General features: G+C 56.5%; 24 protein-coding genes and 1 riboswitch. Of the genes, 18 read left to right on the forward strand and 6 right to left on the reverse strand.

Translation table 11 applies throughout. The annotated features are described in order from the left end of the window. The first annotated feature begins 33 nt into the window (after positions 1–33). From miaB to cmk, 10 genes are all read left to right on the forward strand, one after another. Complete coding sequence (gene miaB, locus ACR0BD_RS03345; RefSeq protein WP_480828889.1) at positions 34–1,353, forward strand: tRNA (N6-isopentenyl adenosine(37)-C2)-methylthiotransferase MiaB; 1,320 nt, start codon at positions 34–36, stop codon at positions 1,351–1,353. Between the two features lie 187 nt (positions 1,354–1,540). Further along, complete coding sequence (locus tag ACR0BD_RS03350; RefSeq protein WP_480828891.1) at positions 1,541–2,305, forward strand: outer membrane protein; 765 nt, start codon at positions 1,541–1,543, stop codon at positions 2,303–2,305. A gap of 162 nt (positions 2,306–2,467) precedes the next feature. Continuing rightward, positions 2,468–3,490 carry a PhoH family protein gene (locus tag ACR0BD_RS03355; RefSeq protein ID WP_480694835.1) on the forward strand — a complete coding sequence of 341 codons (1,023 nt, stop codon included), beginning with the start codon at positions 2,468–2,470 and terminating at the stop codon, positions 3,488–3,490. 38 nt (positions 3,491–3,528) lie between these two features. After that, positions 3,529–4,023, forward strand: coding sequence for an rRNA maturation RNase YbeY (gene ybeY, locus ACR0BD_RS03360; RefSeq protein WP_480828892.1), 495 nt, complete (start codon positions 3,529–3,531; stop codon positions 4,021–4,023). A 37-nt stretch (positions 4,024–4,060) separates the two neighbouring features. Then, positions 4,061–4,948 (forward strand): hemolysin family protein, encoded by an 888-nt coding sequence (locus tag ACR0BD_RS03365; protein ID WP_480828893.1) that lies wholly within the window; start codon positions 4,061–4,063, stop codon positions 4,946–4,948. Then, positions 4,945–6,441 carry an apolipoprotein N-acyltransferase gene (gene lnt / locus ACR0BD_RS03370; protein ID WP_480828894.1) on the forward strand — a complete coding sequence of 499 codons (1,497 nt, stop codon included), beginning with the start codon at positions 4,945–4,947 and terminating at the stop codon, positions 6,439–6,441. The genes ACR0BD_RS03365 and lnt overlap by 4 nt, the downstream gene beginning before the upstream one ends. A gap of 42 nt (positions 6,442–6,483) precedes the next feature. Continuing rightward, positions 6,484–6,532: riboswitch (SAM-SAH riboswitch) on the forward strand. Between the two features lie 5 nt (positions 6,533–6,537). Continuing rightward, positions 6,538–7,719 (forward strand): methionine adenosyltransferase, encoded by a 1,182-nt coding sequence (metK, locus tag ACR0BD_RS03375; RefSeq protein WP_480694828.1) that lies wholly within the window; start codon positions 6,538–6,540, stop codon positions 7,717–7,719. 122 nt (positions 7,720–7,841) lie between these two features. Further along, entirely contained in the window at positions 7,842–8,552 is a 711-nt protein-coding gene (gene trmB, locus ACR0BD_RS03380) for a tRNA (guanine(46)-N(7))-methyltransferase TrmB (protein WP_480828896.1), read from the forward strand. Between the two features lie 68 nt (positions 8,553–8,620). Next, positions 8,621–9,967: a 3-phosphoshikimate 1-carboxyvinyltransferase gene (aroA, locus tag ACR0BD_RS03385; RefSeq protein WP_480828898.1), complete on the forward strand. Its 1,347-nt coding sequence runs from the start codon at positions 8,621–8,623 to the stop codon at positions 9,965–9,967. Further along, positions 9,964–10,581, forward strand: a complete 618-nt coding sequence (gene cmk, locus ACR0BD_RS03390; protein WP_480828899.1) for a (d)CMP kinase — start codon at positions 9,964–9,966, stop codon at positions 10,579–10,581. Before aroA ends, cmk begins: the two co-directional genes overlap by 4 nt. A 31-nt stretch (positions 10,582–10,612) precedes the next feature. Here cmk and ACR0BD_RS03395 read toward each other — a convergent pair whose 3' ends face one another. After that, positions 10,613–11,092, reverse strand: coding sequence for a YHS domain-containing (seleno)protein (locus ACR0BD_RS03395; RefSeq protein ID WP_480828900.1), 480 nt, complete (start codon positions 11,090–11,092; stop codon positions 10,613–10,615). Between the two features lie 217 nt (positions 11,093–11,309). On the opposite strand from ACR0BD_RS03395, the gene ACR0BD_RS03400 reads away from it, so the two are divergent. From ACR0BD_RS03400 to trpB, 8 genes are all read left to right on the forward strand, one after another. Continuing rightward, positions 11,310–11,843, forward strand: a complete 534-nt coding sequence (locus ACR0BD_RS03400) for a hypothetical protein (RefSeq protein ID WP_480828901.1) — start codon at positions 11,310–11,312, stop codon at positions 11,841–11,843. A gap of 84 nt (positions 11,844–11,927) precedes the next feature. Beyond that, complete coding sequence (locus tag ACR0BD_RS03405) at positions 11,928–12,230, forward strand: DUF6525 family protein (protein WP_480828902.1); 303 nt, start codon at positions 11,928–11,930, stop codon at positions 12,228–12,230. A gap of 263 nt (positions 12,231–12,493) precedes the next feature. Next, positions 12,494–14,170 carry a 30S ribosomal protein S1 gene (gene rpsA, locus ACR0BD_RS03410; protein WP_170769919.1) on the forward strand — a complete coding sequence of 559 codons (1,677 nt, stop codon included), beginning with the start codon at positions 12,494–12,496 and terminating at the stop codon, positions 14,168–14,170. Positions 14,171–14,440: 270 nt separating this feature from the next. Continuing rightward, the gene (ihfB, locus tag ACR0BD_RS03415) at positions 14,441–14,725 is read left to right on the forward strand and encodes an integration host factor subunit beta (RefSeq protein WP_480828904.1); all 285 of its coding nucleotides are present in this window, start codon (positions 14,441–14,443) and stop codon (positions 14,723–14,725) included. A 6-nt stretch (positions 14,726–14,731) separates the two neighbouring features. Then, positions 14,732–15,082 carry a lipopolysaccharide assembly protein LapA domain-containing protein gene (locus tag ACR0BD_RS03420; protein WP_480695007.1) on the forward strand — a complete coding sequence of 117 codons (351 nt, stop codon included), beginning with the start codon at positions 14,732–14,734 and terminating at the stop codon, positions 15,080–15,082. A 7-nt stretch (positions 15,083–15,089) separates the two neighbouring features. After that, positions 15,090–15,731 (forward strand): phosphoribosylanthranilate isomerase, encoded by a 642-nt coding sequence (locus tag ACR0BD_RS03425; RefSeq protein WP_480828905.1) that lies wholly within the window; start codon positions 15,090–15,092, stop codon positions 15,729–15,731. A 47-nt stretch (positions 15,732–15,778) separates the two neighbouring features. Continuing rightward, entirely contained in the window at positions 15,779–16,114 is a 336-nt protein-coding gene (locus ACR0BD_RS03430; protein WP_480828907.1) for a hypothetical protein, read from the forward strand. A gap of 67 nt (positions 16,115–16,181) precedes the next feature. Continuing rightward, positions 16,182–17,429 (forward strand): tryptophan synthase subunit beta, encoded by a 1,248-nt coding sequence (gene trpB, locus ACR0BD_RS03435; RefSeq protein ID WP_480694811.1) that lies wholly within the window; start codon positions 16,182–16,184, stop codon positions 17,427–17,429. Positions 17,430–17,510: 81 nt separating this feature from the next. Here trpB and ACR0BD_RS03440 read toward each other — a convergent pair whose 3' ends face one another. The 5 genes from ACR0BD_RS03440 to ACR0BD_RS03460 form a co-directional block, all read right to left on the reverse strand. Beyond that, positions 17,511–17,885 carry a DUF2237 family protein gene (locus ACR0BD_RS03440; protein ID WP_480828908.1) on the reverse strand — a complete coding sequence of 125 codons (375 nt, stop codon included), beginning with the start codon at positions 17,883–17,885 and terminating at the stop codon, positions 17,511–17,513. 9 nt (positions 17,886–17,894) lie between these two features. Then, positions 17,895–19,058 (reverse strand): serine hydrolase domain-containing protein, encoded by a 1,164-nt coding sequence (locus ACR0BD_RS03445; protein WP_480828909.1) that lies wholly within the window; start codon positions 19,056–19,058, stop codon positions 17,895–17,897. Between the two features lie 82 nt (positions 19,059–19,140). After that, on the reverse strand, positions 19,141–19,821 hold the full coding sequence (gene pth / locus ACR0BD_RS03450; protein WP_480829395.1) for an aminoacyl-tRNA hydrolase: 681 nt from the start codon (positions 19,819–19,821) through the stop codon (positions 19,141–19,143). A 138-nt stretch (positions 19,822–19,959) separates the two neighbouring features. Then, positions 19,960–20,616 carry a 50S ribosomal protein L25/general stress protein Ctc gene (locus tag ACR0BD_RS03455; RefSeq protein ID WP_480828910.1) on the reverse strand — a complete coding sequence of 219 codons (657 nt, stop codon included), beginning with the start codon at positions 20,614–20,616 and terminating at the stop codon, positions 19,960–19,962. A gap of 229 nt (positions 20,617–20,845) precedes the next feature. Beyond that, the gene (locus ACR0BD_RS03460) at positions 20,846–22,012 is read right to left on the reverse strand and encodes an alpha-hydroxy acid oxidase (RefSeq protein WP_480828911.1); all 1,167 of its coding nucleotides are present in this window, start codon (positions 22,010–22,012) and stop codon (positions 20,846–20,848) included. Between the last annotated feature and the right edge of the window lie 35 nt (positions 22,013–22,047).

The raw sequence follows: 22,047 nt of genomic DNA on the forward strand, positions 1-22,047 counted from the left end.
GACGCCGATCCCGCGAACGCAAAGGCCATACCCATGTCAGAACCCAAAAAGCTGTACATCAAGACCTATGGTTGTCAGATGAATGTCTACGACAGCGAGCGTATGGCTGAAACGTTGGGCGGGCAGGGCTATGTGGAAACGCAAAGCCCAGACGACGCAGATATGATTCTGCTGAACACCTGTCACATTCGGGAAAAGGCTGCGGAAAAAGTTTATTCCGAGTTGGGCCGCTTTAAAGGCCTGAAAGCCGAAAAGCCGGATCTGAAGATTGGTGTGGCAGGATGCGTTGCGCAGGCAGAGGGCGAAGAGATCATGCGCCGCCAGCCGTTGGTCGATCTGGTTGTCGGTCCGCAAAGTTATCACCGTCTGCCCGAGATGGAAGCCAAGACGCGCGAAGGTGCCAAGGCGCTGGACACGGATTTCCCCGAAGAAGACAAGTTCGAAAAACTCAAAAACCGGCCCAAGGCCAAACGTGGCCCAACTGCTTTTCTGACTGTGCAGGAAGGCTGTGATAAATTCTGCGCGTTCTGTGTTGTGCCCTATACACGTGGCGCCGAAGTTAGCCGCCCCGCCGACCGCATCATTCGCGAGGCGCAGGATTTGGTTGAGCGTGGCGTGCGCGAGATTACGTTGCTGGGCCAGAACGTGAATGCATACCATGGTGCCGGGCCCAACGGTGACATGACATTGGCTGGTCTGATCTGGGAATTGAACAAGGTCGACGGATTGGAGCGTATCCGTTTCACGACCTCGCACCCCAATGACATGGCCGATGACCTGATTGAGGCGCACGGAACATGTGAAAAGCTCATGCCATATCTACACCTGCCGGTTCAGTCGGGCTCGGATCGGATTCTGAAACGGATGAACCGCAGTCATACGGCCGAAAGTTATCTGAAACTGATCGAACGCATCCGTGAAGCACGGCCTGATATCATGATGTCGGGCGACTTTATCGTGGGCTTTCCTGAAGAGACCGACGAGGACTTTCAGGCCACGCTCGATCTGGTCGAGCAGGTCAGATACGGGTACGCCTATTCCTTCAAATATTCGACACGTCCGGGAACACCCGCGGCCGAGCGGTCTCAGGTTGATCCCGAATTGGCGGATGACCGCCTACAGCGCCTGCAGGCCTTAATCACAAAGCACCAGCGTGAAATTCGGGATGCAATGGTCGGGCGGAATGTCAAAGTTCTGTTCGAGAAACCTGGGCGTTTGCCGGGGCAGATGGTCGGAAAATCCGAGTATCTTCATTCAGTTCACGTCTCTGGCGCAAGTTTGGAGGTCGGTGAATTGAGGGACGTTCGAATTACTGCATCCGGGGCAAATTCTTTGGCAGGCGAACTAATCTGACAACGCCCGGTGTTTAAGATGGGTAAATGCCGTTGACGTTAGGTTCGAAAATTTACCCTTGATTTATCAATTGGAACTATGCTCCGAGAAAAGTCAGGTTTTTTAGGGGCCTACAGACAACATGCCCCTGAAATTCCCTTGTATGTATCGACCCTGTGATTGGTTGGGGGGGCGTTGGAGGGTGCGAGTGAGTATTCTGAAGAACGTGATTAGACAGAATCTGCATCTGCTATTGGCGACTGCAATCTCTTTCGCCGGGCTGTCCAGCGCGACGGCTGCAGGGAATCTGGACGCTGTTGTGACAGATCCTCCGGTCGCCAGCCCTCAGACAGAAAGCAAGAACATCAGTGCCTTTTATCTGGGTTTGTCTGGCATCTATTCGATTGGCGGCACCGATCAGTTTGGTTTGAATACACCGACGCAAATTTTTCCAATCGGCGAATTGGATTTGAAAGGAACGCTCGGCGGGGTTCGGGCAGGTTGGCGCGGTATTCTGCCCTTTCGGGGCAATCGCAGCTATGTATATGGCGTCGAACTGGGCTATGACTTTGGGTCGCTTGACGACGAAGTGACCACAAACATCAGCGGAGCGACGGTCACAGGCGGATCCGAGGTCTCGGATGTCTTATCGATTCGATTTCGTAATGGCATCACCAACAAAAGCGGTTCGCTTTTGTACTTTGTTTCGGCAGGGTACGTCCGGGGCGATGTGGAGACCACGAACAGCATTTCTGTAGGAACCGTGACGCAGTCTTTTCAGGAAAGTGACAGCCGCAACGGCTTTTCGGCCAGTATCGGGCTTGAGCATTACCTGAGTGATGACTGGTCGATCACCGGTGAGTTTGAGTATGTGCAGTTTGAGGCTGAAGACATTGAATTCGAGAATGGATTCTCGACACGCTCAACTCCGAAATACAGCGGCTTAAGGTTTGGATTGAACTATACGTTCTGAACCTGTGGGCTCGCCCGTCACCCTAAGGCCGGTTGAGATACGGCATGTGCGCAAAAGCCGTGGGCGGTTTTATCATCCGTTTGCGAAAATTTAATTCTGTGGCTTGCGCCCACCGGGAATTGTTGTCACGCTCAGGGTGAAACGCCAAGACAGGAGAACGTATTGGCCATCGGTGCCCTGACCCCACCGCAAGACGAAATGCCCCAACGAGAGGCGTTTGTAGAATTTCCCGACAACCGGTTGTTGATTGATCTTTGCGGCGAATACGACCGCAACCTGACCGATATCGAACATAAGCTGTCCGTCCAGATTGTGCGCCGCGGCAACCAGTTGGTTATCATGGGAGACGAGGAAGCCCAAAAACAAGCGATCGAGGTGCTTCAGGCGCTCTATACCCGTTTGGAAACGGGGAAAGAGGTAGAAGCCGCAGACGTGGATCGCGAGCTGCGCATGGGCAGTTCTGAGCAGGGAACTGGTAGCCGCGACGGCGATCAGCTTGAGATGTTCAAGGGCGGCACGGTCGAGATCAAAACCCGCAAGAAGCTGGTTGAGCCGCGCACGGACGCTCAGAAAGCGTATGTGCAGTCATTGTTCAACAACGAACTGGCGTTTGGAATCGGCCCCGCCGGAACGGGTAAGACCTATTTGGCTGTCGCTGTTGGGGTCTCGATGTTTATCGGTGGTCACGTGGACCGCATTATCCTCAGCCGTCCTGCGGTCGAGGCGGGTGAAAAGCTGGGCTATTTGCCGGGGGACATGAAGGACAAAGTCGATCCTTATATGCAGCCGTTGTACGATGCGCTGAATGACTTTTTGCCGGGCAAGCAGCTCGCGAAATTGATCGAGGAAAAGCGTATTGAAATCGCGCCCCTGGCCTTTATGCGCGGACGTACACTGGCAAATGCCTTTGTCGTTCTGGACGAAGCACAGAATGCCACGACCATGCAGATGAAGATGTTCCTGACACGCTTGGGCGAGGGGAGCCGTATGGTAATCACCGGTGACCGGTCTCAGGTCGATCTGCCGCGCGGTGTGCAATCTGGCTTGGCTGATGCAGAGCGGTTGTTGAAGACGATCCCGAATATCAGTTTCAATTACTTCACGTCGAAGGATGTTGTACGCCACCCACTTGTGGCCGCCATTATCGAGGCGTATGAGGCCGACGCGGGCCGCGAAACCGGTTAGTATCGGGGTCTCGCGCAAGGGGCTTTGGATTTCTACGCATGAATTTGGAACTAACCGTGGAAGACGCGCGCTGGCAGGGACTTGAGGCCTTGGCCCAACGTGCGATCAAAGCTGTGTTGGATCATGTCGGTTTGGATCACGAACTTTGTGAGATCAGCGTTCTGGGATGTGATGACGACCGAATTGCTGAATTGAACGCAGAGTTTCGGGAAAAGCCCACACCTACAAATGTTCTGAGTTGGCCGGCCGAGGATTTGGCGCCAGAGATCGCTGGCCAGCGGCCTGTCTCTCCGCAGCCGGATTTTACCGGAGAAATCGCCCTTGGCGATATCGCGATTTCCTATGACACCTGCGCCCGCGAAGCGTCAGAGGCGGGTAAATCGCTGCAGGATCACGTGACGCATTTGATCATTCACGGAATGTTGCATCTGCTGGGATACGACCACATTCGTGACCCTGACGCCACTTTGATGGAGCGGGTCGAGGTCGAGATACTTGGCAAAATGGGTATTGATGACCCATATACTGTTTAGTACGGGCTTTTTGAGGCCGATCATTTGGAATGGGATAATGGGCGATACAGACGGCAGTTCTATGGCGGCGCAGAGCGCGCAATCAAAGGACAGCACCGATAATGTCAAAGAGAAAACGGGTTTCTTTTCTCGAATAGTGGACGCGTTCTCGTCACCGGAAGAGCAAGAGGCCTCGGCGGTCAACGGGCATGAGGCCGACAAAGTGCAGCCAAGAGGCATGATCAACCTGCGCAGGATGCGTGTTGAAGACGTCGCGATCCCGACGGCTGAAATCATCTCGGTCTCATCGACCATTTCCAAGGATGAATTGGCGCAGGTTTTCCGTGAAAGTGGTTTGTCGCGTATTCCTGTTTATGAAGGCACGCTGGACACACCGCTGGGATTTGTTCACCTCAAGGACTTTGCCCTGACGCATGGTTTTAACGGATCGTCCTCGGATTTTGATCTGGTTTCTATGCTGCGGACCCTGTTGTTTGTGCCGCCCTCCATGCCGATTGGGGTTTTGCTGACCAAGATGCAGACCGAGCGTCGGCATATGGCGCTTGTGATAGACGAATACGGCGGTGTGGATGGTTTGTTGACCATCGAGGACTTGATCGAACAGGTTGTGGGCGAAATTGCTGACGAGCACGACGCCGATGAAAGTCAGCTATGGGTGCAGGAAAAGCCGGGATGCTATGTCGTGCAGGCCCGTGTTCCGCTGGAAGACTTCGAGGCGGAAATTGGCCGCTCGCTCACCAGTCACGAAGATGTCGACGAAGAGGAAATCGACACTTTGGGCGGGTTGGTCTTCATGCTGTCCGGACGCGTTCCTGCGCGAGGTGAGGTTGTTTTGCATCCCGAAGGCCCCGAATTCGAGGTCATTGATGCGGACCCACGCCGGATCAAACGTTTACGCGTAATGCTTCCGGATCTTGTTGCATGAACCCTGCCGAGGGCTGGCCGTTCTGGTTGAACTTTGGTCTGTCTTTGGGGTTGGGCGCAATTGCCGCCTTTGGGCTCGCACCTTTTGGCTTTTGGTATGCAACGCTTTTGGCCCTGGTGGGCCTTGCGCCGTTGTTTCTGGCCACGGGAACGCGTTTGCAGTCGGCATGGTTGGGATGGGCCTTTGCTACGGGTTATTTTGCTCACGCACTGAGTTGGATCGTCGAACCTTTTCTCGTTGACGCAGAGCGTCACGCGTGGATGGCGCCGTTTGCCTTGGTGTTCATGGCGGGTGGTTTGGCTTTGTTCTGGGCTTTTGCCTTTTGGCTGGTCCGCAAGCCAGGGGCTTCGGGCGTGGGCCAAGCCATCCTGCTGGCTTTGGCGGTTTCCCTGGCCGAGGGCGCGCGGGGTTATGTGCTGACCGGCTTCCCTTGGGCCGGGCTGGCTCAGGTCTGGGTTGACGCGCCACCAGCGCAGCTTTTGTCATGGATCGGGCCCTATGGGCTTGGTGCGTTGACACTGTTGGTGACGCTGCCTTTGGGCGCGGCATTGACCGAAAGAGCCGGTTTCAAATGGCCGGCGCTTCTGTCTCTTACGGGGGTTGGGGTCGTGATTTTATGTGCAGTCACCCGGCCGACCGTTGAAAACACTGAGCATGTGGTGCGGCTGGTTCAACCCAACGCGCCCCAACATCAGAAATGGGACCCTGCGTTCAAGGATTTGTTTTTTGCACGCCAGATCGACTTTACTGCGGCGCAACCCCGACCCGACCTGATTGTGTGGCCGGAAACCTCGGTCCCGGCTTGGCTTGGAAGTGCTCAGCCTTACTTGGACGCGATTGCCGACGCGGCGGACGGTACCCCTGTCATTTTTGGCATTCAGCGCGGCGACGGTCCGCAGATCTACAACTCGATGATTTACCTCAACGAAGAAGGGCAACAAGCGGCGCTTTACGACAAACACCATCTGGCCCCATTCGGGGAATACGTCCCGTTTGGAGAGCTTATGGCCCGGTTCGGCATTCATGGGATGGCAGCCACCACCGGGCATGGGTTCAGTTCAGGCCCCGGGGCGGCTTTGATTGAGGTCGGGAAATTGGGCGCAGCACTACCGCTCATCTGCTATGAGGCGGTTTTCACACAGGATGTCTTATCCGCCCCCGGTCGAGCTGATTTTTTGCTGCAAATCACCAATGACGCCTGGTTTGGTACGCGATCAGGCCCCTATCAACATCTCGCGCAGGCGCGGATGCGGGCGATCGAACAAGGTCTGCCCATGATGCGGTCGGCCAACACAGGTGTTTCGGCGATGATTGACCCGCTTGGGCGTATGACAGATGCACTTGCACTAGGCGAAGCCGGATACATCGACGCCCTGTTGCCCGCTCCACTGTCGCCTACCATTTATTCCCGGCTAGGCGATTGGCCGATTTTTGCGGCTATTCTGGCCTTTCTGGCGCTGCATTGGCGCAACGCCCGCAGATTACTGTCATAATTACCGATTGACCCGCTTTATATGTAAGCGTATCCAATCGCTTGCCCGTCACAACGGCTTCCTGGCGTGACGGGGAAATCTTAATGGAGCACATTTATGTCCCGACAGAACTATACTTTTACTTCGGAATCCGTTTCCGAAGGTCACCCGGATAAGGTCTGTGACCGGATTTCCGACGCTGTACTTGATGCCTTTCTGAACGAAGAACCCGAAGCACGCGTTGCGTGCGAGACGTTTGCCACGACAAATCGTGTTGTTATCGGTGGCGAAGTTGGTCTGTCGGATCAGGACAAGCTGCACGATTACATGGGGCGCATCGATCAGATCGCCCGCGAGTGTATCAAGGATATCGGATACGAGCAGGACAAGTTCCACCACGAAACCGTTGAGGTAACGAACCTGCTGCATGAGCAGTCTGCCCATATTGCGCAGGGTGTTGATGCGGCCGACAACAAGGACGAGGGCGCTGGCGATCAGGGCATCATGTTCGGTTATGCCACGACGGAAACGCCGGCACTGATGCCTGCGCCGATCCAGTATTCTCATGCGATCCTGCGTCGTCTGGCCGAAGTCCGTAAGAACGGGTCGGAACCCGCGCTGGGCCCGGATGCGAAGTCGCAGCTGTCGGTGGTGTATCGGGATGGTAAGCCGGTCGGGGTCAGTTCGATCGTTCTGTCGACACAGCATCTGGACGAAGCGCTGACATCGGATGATATCCGCGCGATTGTCGAGCCTTACATCACTGAAACCCTGCCAGGGGGCTGGCTGTCTGCTGACACGGAATGGCACGTCAACCCGACAGGCAAGTTTGTCATCGGTGGACCAGATGGCGATGCCGGCCTGACCGGTCGCAAGATCATCGTGGACACATATGGCGGGGCGGCACCGCATGGTGGCGGTGCGTTCTCGGGAAAAGACCCAACAAAGGTTGACCGTTCAGCGGCCTACGCCGCGCGCTATCTGGCAAAGAACGTCGTTGCAGCAGGTATGGCCGAGCGGTGCACCATCCAGCTCAGCTATGCGATTGGTGTGTCCAAACCTTTGTCGATCTACGCCGAAACCTACGGTACGGGTCAGGTGGAAGACGCTGCGATCGAAAAGGCTGTTGGACAGGTGATGGACCTGACGCCGCGTGGTATTCGGCAGCACCTTCAGATGAACAAGCCGATTTACCAGCGCACGGCAGCCTATGGCCATTTTGGTCGTGAGCCGGACGCAGATGGCGGTTTCAGCTGGGAGCGCACAGATCTGGTCGATGCGCTGAAAGCGTCGGTTTGATCTGACATCTATCAAAAGGTGCGCCCTTTCGGGCGCGCTTTATTCTGGGGAAATCGGTTAGAGGCGGAAGGAACGCCCTGTGCCTCTTGCCTCTGGGGTATCCTCGCAGTAATGGCTCGGCCATGAGCACCCAGACACCTCAACGCCCCCGCAGAAACTTTTATGGACGCTTCAAGGGAAAAACCCTGAAGCAAAGCCAGAAGACGTATCTGAGCGAAGATCTCGACGCATTGTCGCCGGGTGCAGTCGATTGGGAGAGTAATCCCGAGCGACACCCATTGGACCTTGGGGCGCTGTTTGGTGGGAAAGAAGTCTGGCTTGAGATCGGCTTTGGCGGTGGTGAGCATCTGGTGCACCAGGCCGAGACCAATCCCGATATCGGCATCATCGGGGCAGAGCCTTATATCAACGGCGTCGCTATGCTGTTGGGTAAGATCCGTCAGGCGGGCGTGGGTAATCTTGCGGTACATCCCGGTGACGTGCGCGATCTGTTCGATGTCTTGCCCGAGGCCAGTATCTCGCGCGCGTTTCTGCTGTATCCAGACCCTTGGCCCAAGACACGGCACCATCGCCGCCGTTTTGTGACACAGGAACACTTGGAGCCGTTGGCGCGTACCCTGAAACCGGGTTCGATTTTCCGCGTGGCAACTGACATTCCCGACTATGTCCGCCAGACGCTGGAAGAGGTTCCGCGCGCCGGGTTTGAATGGCTGGCCGAACGTCCTTCGGATTGGCGCGAACCATGGGACGACTGGATTTCCACCCGTTATGAACAGAAAGCTCTGCGTGAAGGGCGCACGCCGCATTACCTGACCTTCCGCCGCAAGGGTTGATTGCCGCTGGACCATCTGGCCCCAATTCGCTAATTCGCCTTGAACTGATAGCGAAAACAGGAGCCCCCATGTCCGGACACGGCACGCCCATCCCGATGACCTCGCATCCCTGCGGTCCGCTGACCGGCACGGCTGAGGTGCCAGGGGACAAGTCGATCTCGCATCGGTCATTGATTCTTGGCGCTATGGCGGTGGGTGAAACAAAGATTTCCGGCCTGCTTGAGGGCGAGGATGTTCTGGACACCGCAAAAGCAATGCGTGCTTTTGGGGCTGAGGTCACCGACAACGGTAACGGCGAGTGGACCGTGCATGGTGTGGGCGTCGGCGGCTTTGCCGAGCCGGATCAGGTGATCGATTGCGGCAACTCGGGCACGGGTGTGCGGTTGATTATGGGCGCGATGGCGACCTGTCCGATCTCGGCCACGTTTACCGGCGATGCCAGCCTGAACAAACGCCCGATGGCGCGGGTCACAGATCCTTTGGCTTTGTTTGGGGCGCAGTCGGTTGGGCGCTCGGGCGGGCGTCTGCCGATGACCATCGTGGGCGCAGCAGAGCCTGTGCCGGTTCGCTATGAGGTTCCCGTTCCGTCGGCGCAGGTGAAATCTGCTGTGCTGTTGGCTGGTCTTAACGCGCCGGGCAAAACCGTGGTGATTGAGAAAGAGGCCACCCGCGACCACTCGGAACGTATGCTGGCGGGGTTTGGCGCACAGATCACAGTTGAGGATACCGATGAGGGTAGGGTCATCACCCTGACCGGGCGACCTGAGTTGAAACCGCAGGTCATCGCCGTTCCACGCGATCCGTCCAGCGCGGCCTTTCCGGTTTGTGCAGCGCTGATCACGCCCGGCTCGGACGTGCTTGTGCCGGGCATCGGCCTGAACCCGACCCGTGCGGGCCTGTTCACCACGCTGCGCGAGATGGGTGCGGACCTGACTTATGAAAACGAACGCGAAGAGGGCGGGGAGCCGGTCGCTGACCTGCGCGCGAAATACTCGCCCAACATGAAGGGCATCAACGTGCCGCCCGAGCGCGCGGCCTCGATGATCGACGAATACCCGGTTCTGTCCGTGGTTGCGGCTAACGCCACCGGCACCACAATGATGGGCGGCGTGAAAGAGCTGCGTGTGAAGGAAAGCGACCGGATCGACGCCATGGCGCGCGGTCTGCGTGCCAATGGTGTGACCGTGGAAGAGGGCGAGGAATGGTGGTCGGTCGAAGGACTGGGCATCGGCAATGTCCCCGGCGGCGGCACTTGCGAGAGCTTTCTGGATCATCGCATAGCAATGTCCTTCATGGTTATGGGCATGGGTGCCAAAACTCCGGTTTCCGTTGATGATGGCGGCCCTATTGCGACATCGTTCCCGATTTTTGAGCCGTTGATGCACGCGCTGGGCGCAAACGTGGTGCGTGGATGAGCTTTACAGTCGCCATTGATGGCCCGGCTGCAGCTGGCAAAGGCACGATCTCGAAAGCGGTTGCGGCTCATTTCGGTTTCGCTCACTTGGATACCGGGCTTTTGTACCGCGCCGTTGGGCGGCGCACTTTGCAAGGGGTTGACCCTGTCCAAGCGGCCCAAGCTTTGACTGCCGAAGAGTTGGAGCAGGGCGATCTGCGCACCGCCGAAATCGCACAGGCCGCGTCCAAGGTGGCCGTCGTACCGGAGGTTCGGGCAGCATTGGTGGACTTTCAACGCGCGTTCGCCCGCCGGGCAGGTGGTGCGGTTTTGGATGGGCGTGACATCGGAACCGTCATTTGCCCCAACGCTGAGGTAAAACTGTTTGTTACGGCCAGTGCCGAGGTGCGGGCAGAGCGCCGTTACCTCGAGCTCAAAGCCAAGGGCGCGGACATCCACAAGGATCAGGTTCTCGCAGATGTACGCGAGCGGGATACGCGAGATGCTGAACGCAGCACCGCACCCATGAAACCGGCAGATGACGCCGTGCTGCTGGATACCTCGGACCTGAGCATCGAAGCGGCGCTTTCGCAGGCCATTGCGCTGATTGAACGGTTGAAGCCCGCGACACGTTAGTGCCGCGGGCAATCGCTGCGCGTTGCCGGGATTACAGCTCGCCGACTGCGATGCTTTTGATTTTGGACCATTGGCCGTCGGCCGTCTTTGCGGTGCCGGGCACGTCTTTCAGAAATGCGGCACGGGTTTCCGGATTCAAGAACAGGTAAAGCTTGCCGTCAGCGATCAGGTACTGGTCGGGGTCACCGTCGAACTTTTTCCCGACCGAAACGCCAAAGGAACAAAAGCCGCCATGTTGTGGTAGATAAGCTGCAGGGTTGGCCTCAAACGCTTCGCGGTTTTCTGCTGTGGTGAAGTAGTAGGAGGCACCGTCATATGTTGCCGAATGCGTGGCAAAGCCTTGGACCGGGTTGCCGTTGGTAACGAGGGCGACCAGATCAACGCCATGCGCAGCCAGAGGTGCGCCCGCCGCAGATATTCCGTTCGAGACGTTGATTTCGTCCGCCGCAAAGGCCGGAGCTGCGATCAGGGGCAACGTTGCGATCAGGGTGCTGAAGATCAGAGATTTCATTGCGTTTCCTTCCATGTTCAGGTTCGGTACGGTTCATCCGTCAACCGCTGAAACATAGTTAGAGGGTCATATCCGAACGAACTATCGCAGATGGGATCGCTTGCATTGCAGATCGTTCAATATTCGGAATGATCAAGTTATGCTCTTCACTAAGCTTTGTTTGGTATGACACCAAGGTGCTGCGTATGGTGAAAAAGCAATTTGCAGGAGCGACGCCATGATCCGACTAGTCATTACCTTGATTTTTCTGGCCGGAGGTCTGGCTGCGCAAGAGGCAGAACCAACGCCTGAAGCAGAGCCGCCTATGACCTACGAACGGCTGGGCAAGATTATCTTTGCGCTCGACCCGGATGCGCAACCAAGCGGGCCCGGTTTCCAGCTAACTGTTTCGGACGTGCCGGTATTGGTGATCACGGATTCCAACGCTGACAGAATGCGGGCAATGGTGCCGATCCGAAGTGCGGCGGATTTAACGGCCGAGGATTTGCAGCGTATGATGCAGGCCAATTTTGATAGCGCGCTGGATGCACGTTACGCGATCGCAAACGGAACCCTATGGGCCGCCTTTATCCACCCACTTTCACCGCTTGAAAAGGACCAGTTGATCTCTGGCCTGGCGCAGACGGTGAATATCGCCAAGACCTACGGCTCGCTCTATTCGGGCGGAGCGCAGCAATTCGGCGGGGGCGACAGTGGAAACCTGCAACGAGAGTTGATCGACGAGCTGCTGAAAAAGGGCGAAGAAATCTAAACCTCAATTCTTCGCAGTATGTATGGCTTGTTGCTGCAGTTTAGTTATGTAATATCATAACGTACACTGCAGCAGGACAGGCCAATGCATACAGCGCGCAAGTTGGACACAATATCCAAGACCAAAAGCCGATCTGGGCGCAATCTTCGCACGCAGCTCAAACGGCGCAGGCGGCGCATTCCCACAATGCAGGCCTACGATGCTTTGCCCAAAGGATTGCGGCAATGGTTGGCTTCGGCCTGCCTTCCTTGGAGCCCGACCTCGGCTTTGAAAATCTGGAAGCAAGCTGGCGGTTCGACCGATCCAATCGCCGCGTGCGAAAGGTTGGACGCGATAGAACGCGCAATGTTGCAGCAGGATGTGGCAATCTGGGGCTCACGGCAGTGATGCCTGAGGCGTCAAGAACCGCCTATGATTGGCGTTTCGGGCTATTGCACTTGCGTCTGGGAATAAACCGGACTATACGCGCGCTGTCTGAACAAGGGCGGTTAACGTCTGGATGACGTATCTGAGCAGGGCCGGGTCACCTCGGCCCTTTGTGTTTGTGTAGTCAGATGCGCACCGGGTCACGTCCAAGGACATCATGAAACAAGACCGGCGGAGACAACCGCTCGGCCAGCAAAAACGTATGTAAAGGAAAACAACGCCACATGGCTAACGCATCCATGGAGGAATTCGAAGCCCTCCTGAATGAAAGCTTCGAAATGGACACACCCGAAGAGGGTTCTGTTGTCAAAGGTAAGGTTCTGGCGATCGAAGCCGGCCAAGCCATCATCGACGTAGGCTACAAAATGGAAGGCCGCGTTGATCTGAAAGAATTCGCAAATCCCGGCGAAGCCCCTGAAATCGCTGTTGGTGACGAGGTAGAAGTCTACCTGCGTGCCGCAGAAAACGCCCGTGGCGAAGCTGTCATCTCGCGCGAGATGGCCCGCCGTGAAGAGGCATGGGACCGTCTGGAAAAAGCATATGCCGACGACCAGCGCGTCGAAGGTGCAATCTTTGGTCGCGTCAAAGGTGGCTTCACCGTCGATCTGGGTGGCGCAGTTGCGTTCCTGCCCGGCTCGCAGGTTGATGTGCGCCCCGTGCGCGACGCCGGCCCGCTGATGGGTCTGAAGCAGCCGTTCCAGATTCTGAAAATGGACCGCCGCCGTGGCAACATCGTTGTCTCGCGCCGCGCCATCCTGGAAGAATCGCGTGCCGAACAGCGTGCCGAAGTTATCGGCAACCTGTCCGAAGGTCAGACCGTCGAGGGTGTTGTCAAAAACATCACCGAATACGGTGCATTCGTTGACCTGGGCGGCGTTGACGGCCTGCTGCACGTCACCGACATGGCATGGCGTCGTGTGAACCACCCGTCCGAGATCCTGACGATCGGCGAAACCATCAAGGTTCAGGTCATCAAGATCAACAAAGAGACCCACCGCATCAGCCTGGGCATGAAGCAGCTGCAGGAAGATCCGTGGGATCTGGTTGCTGCGAAATACCCGCTGGGCTCGGTCCATCAGGGTCGCGTCACCAACATCACAGACTACGGCGCGTTCGTCGAGCTGGAAGCCGGTGTCGAAGGTCTGGTCCACGTCTCCGAGATGTCCTGGACCAAGAAAAACGTCCACCCCGGCAAGATCGTTTCGACCAGCCAGGAAGTCGACGTCATGGTTCTGGAAATCGACGGCGCCAAGCGTCGCGTGTCTCTGGGCCTGAAGCAGACTCAGCGCAACCCGTGGGAAGTGTTTGCAGAAACCCACCCCGAGGGCACCGAGGTCGAAGGCGAAGTCAAGAACATCACCGAATTCGGTCTGTTCATTGGCCTCGAAGGCGACATCGACGGCATGGTTCACCTGTCCGACCTGTCCTGGGACGAGCGTGGCGAGGATGCGATCCAGAACTACCGCAAAGGCGACATGGTTTCGGCCGTTGTCTCGGAAGTTGACGTTGAGAAAGAGCGTATCTCGCTGTCGATCAAAGCCCTGGGCGGTGACAAGTTCGCCGAAGCCGTGGGCGGCGTGAAGCGTGGCTCAGTCATCACCGTTGAGGTCACCGCGATCGAAGATGGCGGTATCGAGGTGGAATACGAAGGCATGAAATCCTTCATCCGTCGTTCGGACCTGTCGCGCGACCGTGCCGAGCAGCGCCCCGAGCGTTTCTCGACCGGTGACAAGGTCGACGTCCGCGTCACCAATGTTGACAGCAAGACCCGCCGTCTGGGTCTGTCGATCAAAGCACGTGAGATTGCCGAAGAGAAAGAGGCCGTGGAACAGTACGGTTCGTCGGACTCGGGCGCGTCGCTGGGCGACATCTTGGGTGCAGCGCTGAAGTCCGGCGACTAAGTCCGGACCTCAGTCCAAGCAGAATTTGCGGCCCCGCATGAGAGTGCGGGGCCGTTTTTGTTGCGAATCAACACGTTCCGATTTGCAGGCTTTATTCATCTGTGGTTCACGAATTGCAGGCCAATTTCCCGACAAGTGCAAAAATTCGCGTGAGTTTGACGTAGAATCAAGGTCGCACACACAGAGTCAACGTTCCCCCGAACCAAGTTTTTTTCTATACTGTTCAGAATAATAGACATGGTAATCCGGTCGCCTGGGAGGGTAACGCACATGATCCGTTCAGAACTGATTCAGAAAATCGCCGACGAGAACCCGCATCTTTACCAACGCGACGTCGAGCGGATTGTGAATACCGTGTTCGAAGAAGTGACAGATGCGATGGCGCGCGGTGACCGGGTCGAGCTGCGCGGTTTCGGCGCTTTTTCGGTTAAAAAACGCGATGCGCGGGTGGGCCGTAACCCGCGGACAGGCGAGACCGTTCAGGTCGAACAAAAATGTGTGCCGTTTTTCAAAACTGGCAAGTTGCTAAGGGACCGTTTGAACGGTAAAGCCTAAGCCATGATGCGCTACCTTCGATATGCTTTCCTTGCGATCCTTGGGATCGTTCTGATCTCGGTTTCGCTGGCCAACCGCGAAGCCGTGGAACTGACGCTGATGCCGCAGGCCATTGCTGATCTGCTGGGCTTTAATTTCAGTACTTCACTGCCCTTGTTTATTGTCGTGTTGGGCAGTGTCGTTGCCGGCCTGATCATTGGCTTCCTGTGGGAATGGCTGCGCGAACACAAGCACCGTGCGGATGCATCGGCGAAAACCGGCGAAGTGCGCAAGCTTGAGCGCGAGGTCAAAAAGCTCAAGAAAAAGCAGAACGAAGGCAAGGACGAAGTCCTGGCAATCCTTGACGAGGCGAGCTGAGGCGTAAATGCCGGAAGTCTCTGTCAAAATTTGCGGTTTAACCGCTCCTGAACACGTGCGTGCCTCGGCAGAAGCGGGTGCACGTTACCTTGGGTTCAACTTTTTTCCGAAATCACCCCGTTATGTTGCGCCCGCCGATGTCGCGAGCCTGACCAGCGATGTACCTGTGGGGGTCGCGAAAGTGGCCTTGGTGGTGAATGCCTCGGATGAGCTGCTCGATAGTATCACCGCTGTGGCCCCGTTCGACATGCTCCAATTGCACGGATCAGAAAGCGTTGAGCGGGTGCAAGCTATCAAGGATCGTTACGGGTTGCCCGTGATCAAGGTGGTCGGGGTCGCTGATGCAGAAGACTTGCCTGCCATCGACACCTATAGCGACGTTGCTGATCAGCTTTTGATTGACGCAAAGGCACCGAAAAATGCGGTTCTGCCCGGTGGTAACGGTTTGGCCTTTGACTGGCGTTTGTTGGCGGGGCGCAAGTATTGGCGCAAGCCCTGGATGCTGGCCGGGGGATTGAACCCCGACAACGTGGCTGAAGCCATTCGTATGACCGGTGCGCGTCAGGTCGATGTCGCCTCCGGGGTGGAGAGCGCACCGGGGGTAAAAGATCCCGCGCTCATACATGCGTTTATCAAGGCCGCTGGTTGATCTGATTTTTGTACCGTTGCGTATCACCTGAAGAAAAGAGGTGAGACGTGATTGCAGCAATCGGCGGTGTAACTCTCAAGCACTGGTACTACGCGCCCGAATTCTTTTGGCGGGCGCACCGGGCCTTGCGGCAAGCGCAGGGTGATCCCTTGTGCCTAGAGGCCAGCGTGTTTCCGCATGATGGTCTGCTGTTTTCGCTAAGCGTTTGGCACGACGCCGAAGCCATGCTGACATTTGCGCAATCCGGGCCGCATCGGCGCGTTGTTCAGGCGTCGTCGAGATTGGCCAACATAAACCGGTTTTGCCATTTTCCGTGTATCTCTGTCCCGACGCGTGCGCAGGCTTTGCAGGTTTGGCAGACGCAAAAACAGGCGGCGGAATAATACGTTTTAGCATGGCAAATCCCGTCGTCACCTCCTATGAACAACGGGTATGACGAGGGAGACACCCATGGCCAACGATCTTTTCAATTCCTTCATGTCCGGCCCCGACGAACAGGGCCGCTTTGGCATCTTCGGCGGACGGTTCGTCAGCGAAACGCTGATGCCCCTGATCCTGTCGCTGGAAGAGGAATATGAAAAGGCCAAGGATGACCCGACCTTCTGGGCCGAGATGGATGATCTCTGGGCCAACTATGTGGGTCGCCCCTCGCCTCTGTACTACGCGGAACGTCTGACCGAACATCTGGGTGGCGCGAAGATCTATCTCAAGCGCGATGAGCTGAACCATACTGGTGCGCATAAGATCAACAACGTGCTGGGTCAGATTATTCTGGCACGGCGCATGGGCAAGACCCGTATCATTGCTGAGACGGGGGCAGGCCAACACGGCGTAGCCACTGCCACAGTTTGCGCCAAATTCGGTTTGAAATGCGTGGTTTACATGGGTGCGCACGACGTCCAGCGTCAGGCTCCCAACGTGTTCCGCATGCGCCTGCTGGGGGCCGAAGTCATTCCGGTGACCTCAGGCCGCGGAACGCTCAAGGACGCGATGAATGACGCGCTGCGCGACTGGGTCACCAATGTGCGCGACACGTTCTACTGCATTGGCACCGTGGCAGGTCCGCACCCTTATCCGGCGATGGTGCGCGATTTTCAGTCTATCATCGGCAAGGAAGCCAAAGAGCAGATGCACAAGGCCGAGGGTAGGTTGCCCGACACGATCATTGCTGCCATTGGCGGTGGGTCGAACGCGATGGGTCTGTTCTACCCGTTCCTGGACGACAAGTCCGTCAATATCATCGGTGTAGAAGCTGGCGGCAAAGGCGTGAATGAAAAGATGGAGCATTGCGCATCCCTGACGGGTGGTCGTCCGGGCGTTTTGCACGGGAACCGGACCTATCTGTTGCAGGATGACGATGGCCAGATTTTGGAAGGGTACTCGATCTCGGCTGGGCTGGACTATCCCGGCATTGGGCCCGAGCATTCTTGGCTGCATGATATAGGCCGCGCGCAATATGTCTCGATTACCGATAAAGAGGCGCTGGAAGCATTCCAGCTATGTTGCGCGACCGAGGGTATCATCCCCGCATTGGAGCCGTCGCATGCGCTGGCGCATGTGATGAAGATTGCCCCTGACCTGCCCAAAGATCACCTGATTTGTATGAACATGTGCGGGCGTGGCGACAAGGATGTGCAAACTGTTGCCAAGTATTTGAACTTTGACATGTCCGACACGGAAGGTCGGAGCGTCGATTAACTCGACATTACGTCTTTGGAACGTTTCACGGCGCGCTATTTCTAGCGCGCCGTTTCAGTTCTGGCAGTGCGGCGCAGAACATCAATCCTCGATGGCATGCGTTTTAAGAACACGCAGGGGCACAACATCCAGCGCACGCTGGTGTGTCGCGTCTAACTGAACCTTTGGGGCGCAACCCTCATCATGCGCTTGCAGAAAGCGTCCCGCGCACAGACACCAACGGTCGCCGGGGTTGAGGCCAGGAAAGTTGAACTCTGGCCGCGGGGTGCTCAGGTCGTTTCCCACGTATTTGGAATAGGCCAAAAACTCAGCCGTCATGACGGCGCAGACCGTATGACTGCCCTGGTCTTCGGGGCATGTATTGCACGCTCCATCCCGGAAAAACCCGGTCAGCGGATCACGAGAGCAGGGGGCGAGAACGCCTCCAAGAACATTTACACTGTCTTGTTTTTGCATGTGACCATCTTACAGGCTTTGCGCGATTTTGCGGAACATTTCGATATTGGCTTCATTTACACCGGGGTCACGGAAGTTGCGATCCACCCCTGTCGAAACGATCAGAACGCCTCTGGGTTGGTCAAAATAGATGTATTGGCCATAGACGCCACGAGCCAGAAACTCTCCCTCATGCGCGCCCTGCGGGATCCACCACTGGTACCCATAGCCGATCTTACCCGGTGCAGTTGGGGCACTGGGTGCGACAGATTCGGCGATCCAGTCGGCGGGAACGATCTGTTGTCCGTTATGCGCGCCGTTTTGCAGGATCATCTGACCAAATCTTGCGAAATCACGGGTGGTGAAGTTCAGGCCCCCCAATACGAAGGCTACGCCGGCACCGTCGGTGACATAGTACCCATCGCGTTCAAGACCCAGCGGCTGGATGATCCGTTCGCTCAACAATTCGGTAACACTACGGCCTGTGGCGCCTCGGATCACCATTCCGATAACATGCGTATCAATCGACACATATTGCCAGGTGTCTCCGGGCGTGGCGAAACTGTCCTGCAGGGATGAGGCAAAGTCGTCCAGTTCACCGCCCAAGGCAACGACGCGCCCCATGCGGTTGATGTCTGAATCGTAGTCCAGATAATCCTCGTTAAAGGTGACGCCGCTGGCCATGTTTAGAACATTGCGGATTGTCGCGCCGTCATAGGCTGTTCCCACAAGCTTGGGGACATATTTGGTCACCGGATCGTCTAGCGATTCAATTGCGCCCTCGCTCAAAAGGATGCCGAACAGGGATGACAAATAGCTTTTGGCGACTGACCAGGAAATCCGCCGGTCATCGGGCGTGGTCCCCAGATAGTACTCTTCGAACCGGATTTGACCGTCCTGCATCACCAGTAAAGAGGTTACAGCACGGTCTTCGATCCACCGGTCCGTGCCGTCGGGCAGATCAAACCCCGCGCCATACGCAAGGTCCCATGTCGGTCCATCGCCGCGCGGCAAAGTGGCTGTCAGGAAGGCGTCGTCCATGTTAGAAAAATTGTGGACGATCTTGTCTTCGGAAAACAAAGAATTCACAGCCATAAGGCGCTGGATTTCTTCGCGTTTCCACAGGCCCACGACAACGCCGGCCAGTACCAGCATCAGGACGATGCGCAGCGCCCACTTTAACAAGGTTCTCATCCGTAGCCTCCCGTTTACGTACCCTATTGGAACGTGGTGCAAGACGATCTGCAAACAAGACGTTACGGCAAATTGCTCGGGGTTACTTGAACTTGTCCAGTAGCTTTTGCATGGCCGAACGGTCGTCGACTTCGGGTTCTGAAGCAGCAGGGGTAGCGGGCTTGGTCGGCGTGTCTTTGGTTTTCGAAGATCGGGCGGGCGCCGTCCGCAGAGCGACCGCGTTCATGAACTTTCCACCATCACCGTCCGCCAGATACCCCGCGCCGTCGGAAACGCCCCTTAGGACAACGTCCAGCCACTCGGCATCCGCTTTTGCAAAGTCGCCCAGAACATAGGGCGACACCATTTCCTTGCGGCCCGGATGCCCAATTCCAAGGCGCACACGATCATAGGCCGGGCTGATATGTTCATGGATTGAGCGCAGCCCGTTGTGTCCGGCATGCCCCCCGCCAGCTTTTACCCGGACTTTTCCCGGCGCAAGATCAAGCTCGTCATGGAAAACTGTGACGTCGGTTGAATCGAGCTTGTAGAACCGCATCGCTTCGCCAACAGATTGACCCGAACGGTTCATGAAGGTTTGCGGCTTGATCAACAGAACTTTTTCGCCGCCCAGGCGACCTTCGGAAAGCTCGGCCTGAAATTTTGACTTCCACGGGCCGAAACCATGATCCTCGGCGATCCGCTCGACGGCTATAAAACCGATATTGTGCCGGTTGCGCGCATATTTCGAGCCTGGGTTCCCCAAGCCGACAAACAGCTTCATAATCTCGTCCTTGTCTAGCGGGCCATACTCGCCATCGGTTGATGGCATAGAATGTCGCTGTTTTACCAGACCGCTTTTGCCAAAAGAAAACGGGGCCCAAGGGACCCCGTTCCAAAATCTGAACCGTTAGGCCCGGACTTATTCTTCGGCTTCGTCCTGACCGACGACTTCTACTTCGTCCGCGGCCACTTCTTCACCTTCATCCTCATCGTCGCTGGACGACAGGCCGGTCGGTGCCGAGATGTTCGCAATCACGAAATCACGGTCGATGGTCGGCTTGGTGCCGTTTGGCAGATCAACCGACGAAATGGTGACGACGTCGTTGATGTTCAGGCCGGTCAGATCAACGGTGATCTTCTCAGGAATATCGCCAGCAGTGCAAAGCAGTTCAACTTCCGGACGAACCACAGTCAGAACGCCGCCCTTTTTGATGCCAGGTGCGGCATCTTCGTTGATGAACTCAACCGGGATGAACAGTGCGATCTTGGTGGTCCGACGTAGACGCATCAGGTCCAGGTGAGTCGGCAGGTCTTTGACCACGTCACGCTGAACGTCGCGGCAGATCACGCGAACGTCTTCGTGACCTTCAACCTTCAGGTTCCACAGGGTCGACTTGAACCGGCCTGCTTTCAGGCGCTTGAACAGAACGTTGAACGGGATCTGAATTGGCAGCGGGTCTTTGTCGCCACCAAATACAATGCCCGGAACCATGCCATCGCGGCGTGCTTGACGAGCGGCGCCCTTGCCTGTCCCCGTCCGTTCCAGAGCTACGAGATCAGGAATCTCTCCAGCCATGATAATTCTCCAGTGTTAGGGCGGGCATCCTCCAAGGCTGTATGCCCGCGTGAAGCCGCGTCCTTATCTTGATTCATCTGGTTTGGAAAGGGGTATTTTGCGAGGCTCTGCCTCGCGCTCCGGGATATTTTTGGCCAGATGAAGAACGGATCCCGGCTTCATCTGGCTAAAAGTATCCCGGGGGAGTCGCGGCTTGCCGCGGCGGGGGCAGCGCCCCCTATTCAAGTCTTCAATTTTGCCAGCGGCCTGCGAAGTCTTCGGGCACCAACAGGTTGTGACGACCAAGGCTGTCCACATTGCGTTCGCCGCACAGCGCCATTGTTGTATCCAGCTCTTTGTGAATGACCTCAAGCGCGGTGGTGACACCTTTCTGACCCATCGCACCCAATCCATAGACAAAAGCGCGACCGATATGAGTGCCTTTGGCACCGAGCGACAGGGCCTTTAGCACGTCTTGCCCAGAGCGGATTCCGCTGTCCAGATGGACCTCAATGTCTCCGCCGACTGCGTCCATGATTTCTGGCAGAACTCGTATCGAGCTGAGCGCGCCGTCCAGTTGGCGTCCGCCATGATTGGAAACGACAATGGCGTCTGCTCCTAGTTTGGCGGCCATTCTGGCGTCGTCTGCATCTAGAATACCCTTAAGGATTACTTTGCCGCCCCATTGTTCCATCAGCTTTTCGACTTTTTTCCAGTCGAGGCTGGGATCGAATTGTTCGGCGGTCCAAGCGCCCAGAGAAGACGCATCCGACACACCTTTGGCGTGGCCGACGATATTGCCAAACTCACGACGTTTGGCCCCTAACATTTCAATGCCCCAAGCCCATTTGGTCATGAGGTTCGCGATTGTTTTTGCCGTCAATTTTGGAGGGGCAGACAAGCCATTCTTCAGATCTTTGTGCCGTTGGCCCAGGATTTGCAGGTCTAGCGTAATGACCAAAGCCGAACATTTTGCATCTTTGGCGCGTTGGATCAGGCGGCCGACATAGTCCTGATCTTTCATAGTATAGAGCTGGAACCAGTACGGTTTGGTTGTGTGCTCGGCCACATCCTCGATCGAATTGATCGACATGGTGGACAACGTGAAAGGTACGCCGAATTCTTCCGCGGCTTTTGCCGCCTTCATCTCTCCATCCGCGTGCTGCATTCCTGTAAGGCCAACCGGTGCCAGAGCAACTGGCATGGTCACGTCCTGCCCGATCATCTGCGAGGCCGTTGAGCGCCCGTCCATATCGACGGCAACCCTTTGGCGCAGGCGAATGTCTTCGAAATCCGAGCTGTTGTCACGAAAGGTTTGTTCGGTCCAGCTGCCGCTTTCCGCATAGTCAAAGAACATCCTTGGAACGCGGCGTTCGTAGATACGTTTGAGGTCTTCTATGTTGGTGATAACGGGCATGGATTCCGGCCTTCGAAAGATTGGTTCTTTTTCTT

This window comes from Ruegeria sp. G5 (assembly GCF_056533365.1).

What these genes read in the sequence shown, in the direction of transcription:
- miaB (WP_480828889.1), top strand. Translation starts at nt 34, where the DNA reads ATGTCAGAACCCAAAAAGCTGTACATCAAGACCTATGGTTGTCAGATG.
- ybeY (WP_480828892.1), top strand. Translation starts at nt 3,529, where the DNA reads ATGAATTTGGAACTAACCGTGGAAGACGCGCGCTGGCAGGGACTTGAG.
- ACR0BD_RS03365 (WP_480828893.1), top strand. Translation starts at nt 4,061, where the DNA reads ATGGGCGATACAGACGGCAGTTCTATGGCGGCGCAGAGCGCGCAATCA.
- lnt (WP_480828894.1), top strand. Translation starts at nt 4,945, where the DNA reads ATGAACCCTGCCGAGGGCTGGCCGTTCTGGTTGAACTTTGGTCTGTCT.
- metK (WP_480694828.1), top strand. Translation starts at nt 6,538, where the DNA reads ATGTCCCGACAGAACTATACTTTTACTTCGGAATCCGTTTCCGAAGGT.
- trmB (WP_480828896.1), top strand. Translation starts at nt 7,842, where the DNA reads ATGAGCACCCAGACACCTCAACGCCCCCGCAGAAACTTTTATGGACGC.
- aroA (WP_480828898.1), top strand. Translation starts at nt 8,621, where the DNA reads ATGTCCGGACACGGCACGCCCATCCCGATGACCTCGCATCCCTGCGGT.
- cmk (WP_480828899.1), top strand. Translation starts at nt 9,964, where the DNA reads ATGAGCTTTACAGTCGCCATTGATGGCCCGGCTGCAGCTGGCAAAGGC.
- ACR0BD_RS03395 (WP_480828900.1), bottom strand. Translation starts at nt 11,092, where the DNA reads ATGAAATCTCTGATCTTCAGCACCCTGATCGCAACGTTGCCCCTGATC.
- ACR0BD_RS03400 (WP_480828901.1), top strand. Translation starts at nt 11,310, where the DNA reads ATGATCCGACTAGTCATTACCTTGATTTTTCTGGCCGGAGGTCTGGCT.
- ACR0BD_RS03405 (WP_480828902.1), top strand. Translation starts at nt 11,928, where the DNA reads ATGCATACAGCGCGCAAGTTGGACACAATATCCAAGACCAAAAGCCGA.
- rpsA (WP_170769919.1), top strand. Translation starts at nt 12,494, where the DNA reads ATGGCTAACGCATCCATGGAGGAATTCGAAGCCCTCCTGAATGAAAGC.
- ihfB (WP_480828904.1), top strand. Translation starts at nt 14,441, where the DNA reads ATGATCCGTTCAGAACTGATTCAGAAAATCGCCGACGAGAACCCGCAT.
- ACR0BD_RS03420 (WP_480695007.1), top strand. Translation starts at nt 14,732, where the DNA reads ATGCGCTACCTTCGATATGCTTTCCTTGCGATCCTTGGGATCGTTCTG.
- ACR0BD_RS03425 (WP_480828905.1), top strand. Translation starts at nt 15,090, where the DNA reads ATGCCGGAAGTCTCTGTCAAAATTTGCGGTTTAACCGCTCCTGAACAC.
- trpB (WP_480694811.1), top strand. Translation starts at nt 16,182, where the DNA reads ATGGCCAACGATCTTTTCAATTCCTTCATGTCCGGCCCCGACGAACAG.
- ACR0BD_RS03440 (WP_480828908.1), bottom strand. Translation starts at nt 17,885, where the DNA reads ATGCAAAAACAAGACAGTGTAAATGTTCTTGGAGGCGTTCTCGCCCCC.
- ACR0BD_RS03445 (WP_480828909.1), bottom strand. Translation starts at nt 19,058, where the DNA reads ATGAGAACCTTGTTAAAGTGGGCGCTGCGCATCGTCCTGATGCTGGTA.
- pth (WP_480829395.1), bottom strand. Translation starts at nt 19,821, where the DNA reads ATGAAGCTGTTTGTCGGCTTGGGGAACCCAGGCTCGAAATATGCGCGC.
- ACR0BD_RS03455 (WP_480828910.1), bottom strand. Translation starts at nt 20,616, where the DNA reads ATGGCTGGAGAGATTCCTGATCTCGTAGCTCTGGAACGGACGGGGACA.
- ACR0BD_RS03460 (WP_480828911.1), bottom strand. Translation starts at nt 22,012, where the DNA reads ATGCCCGTTATCACCAACATAGAAGACCTCAAACGTATCTACGAACGC.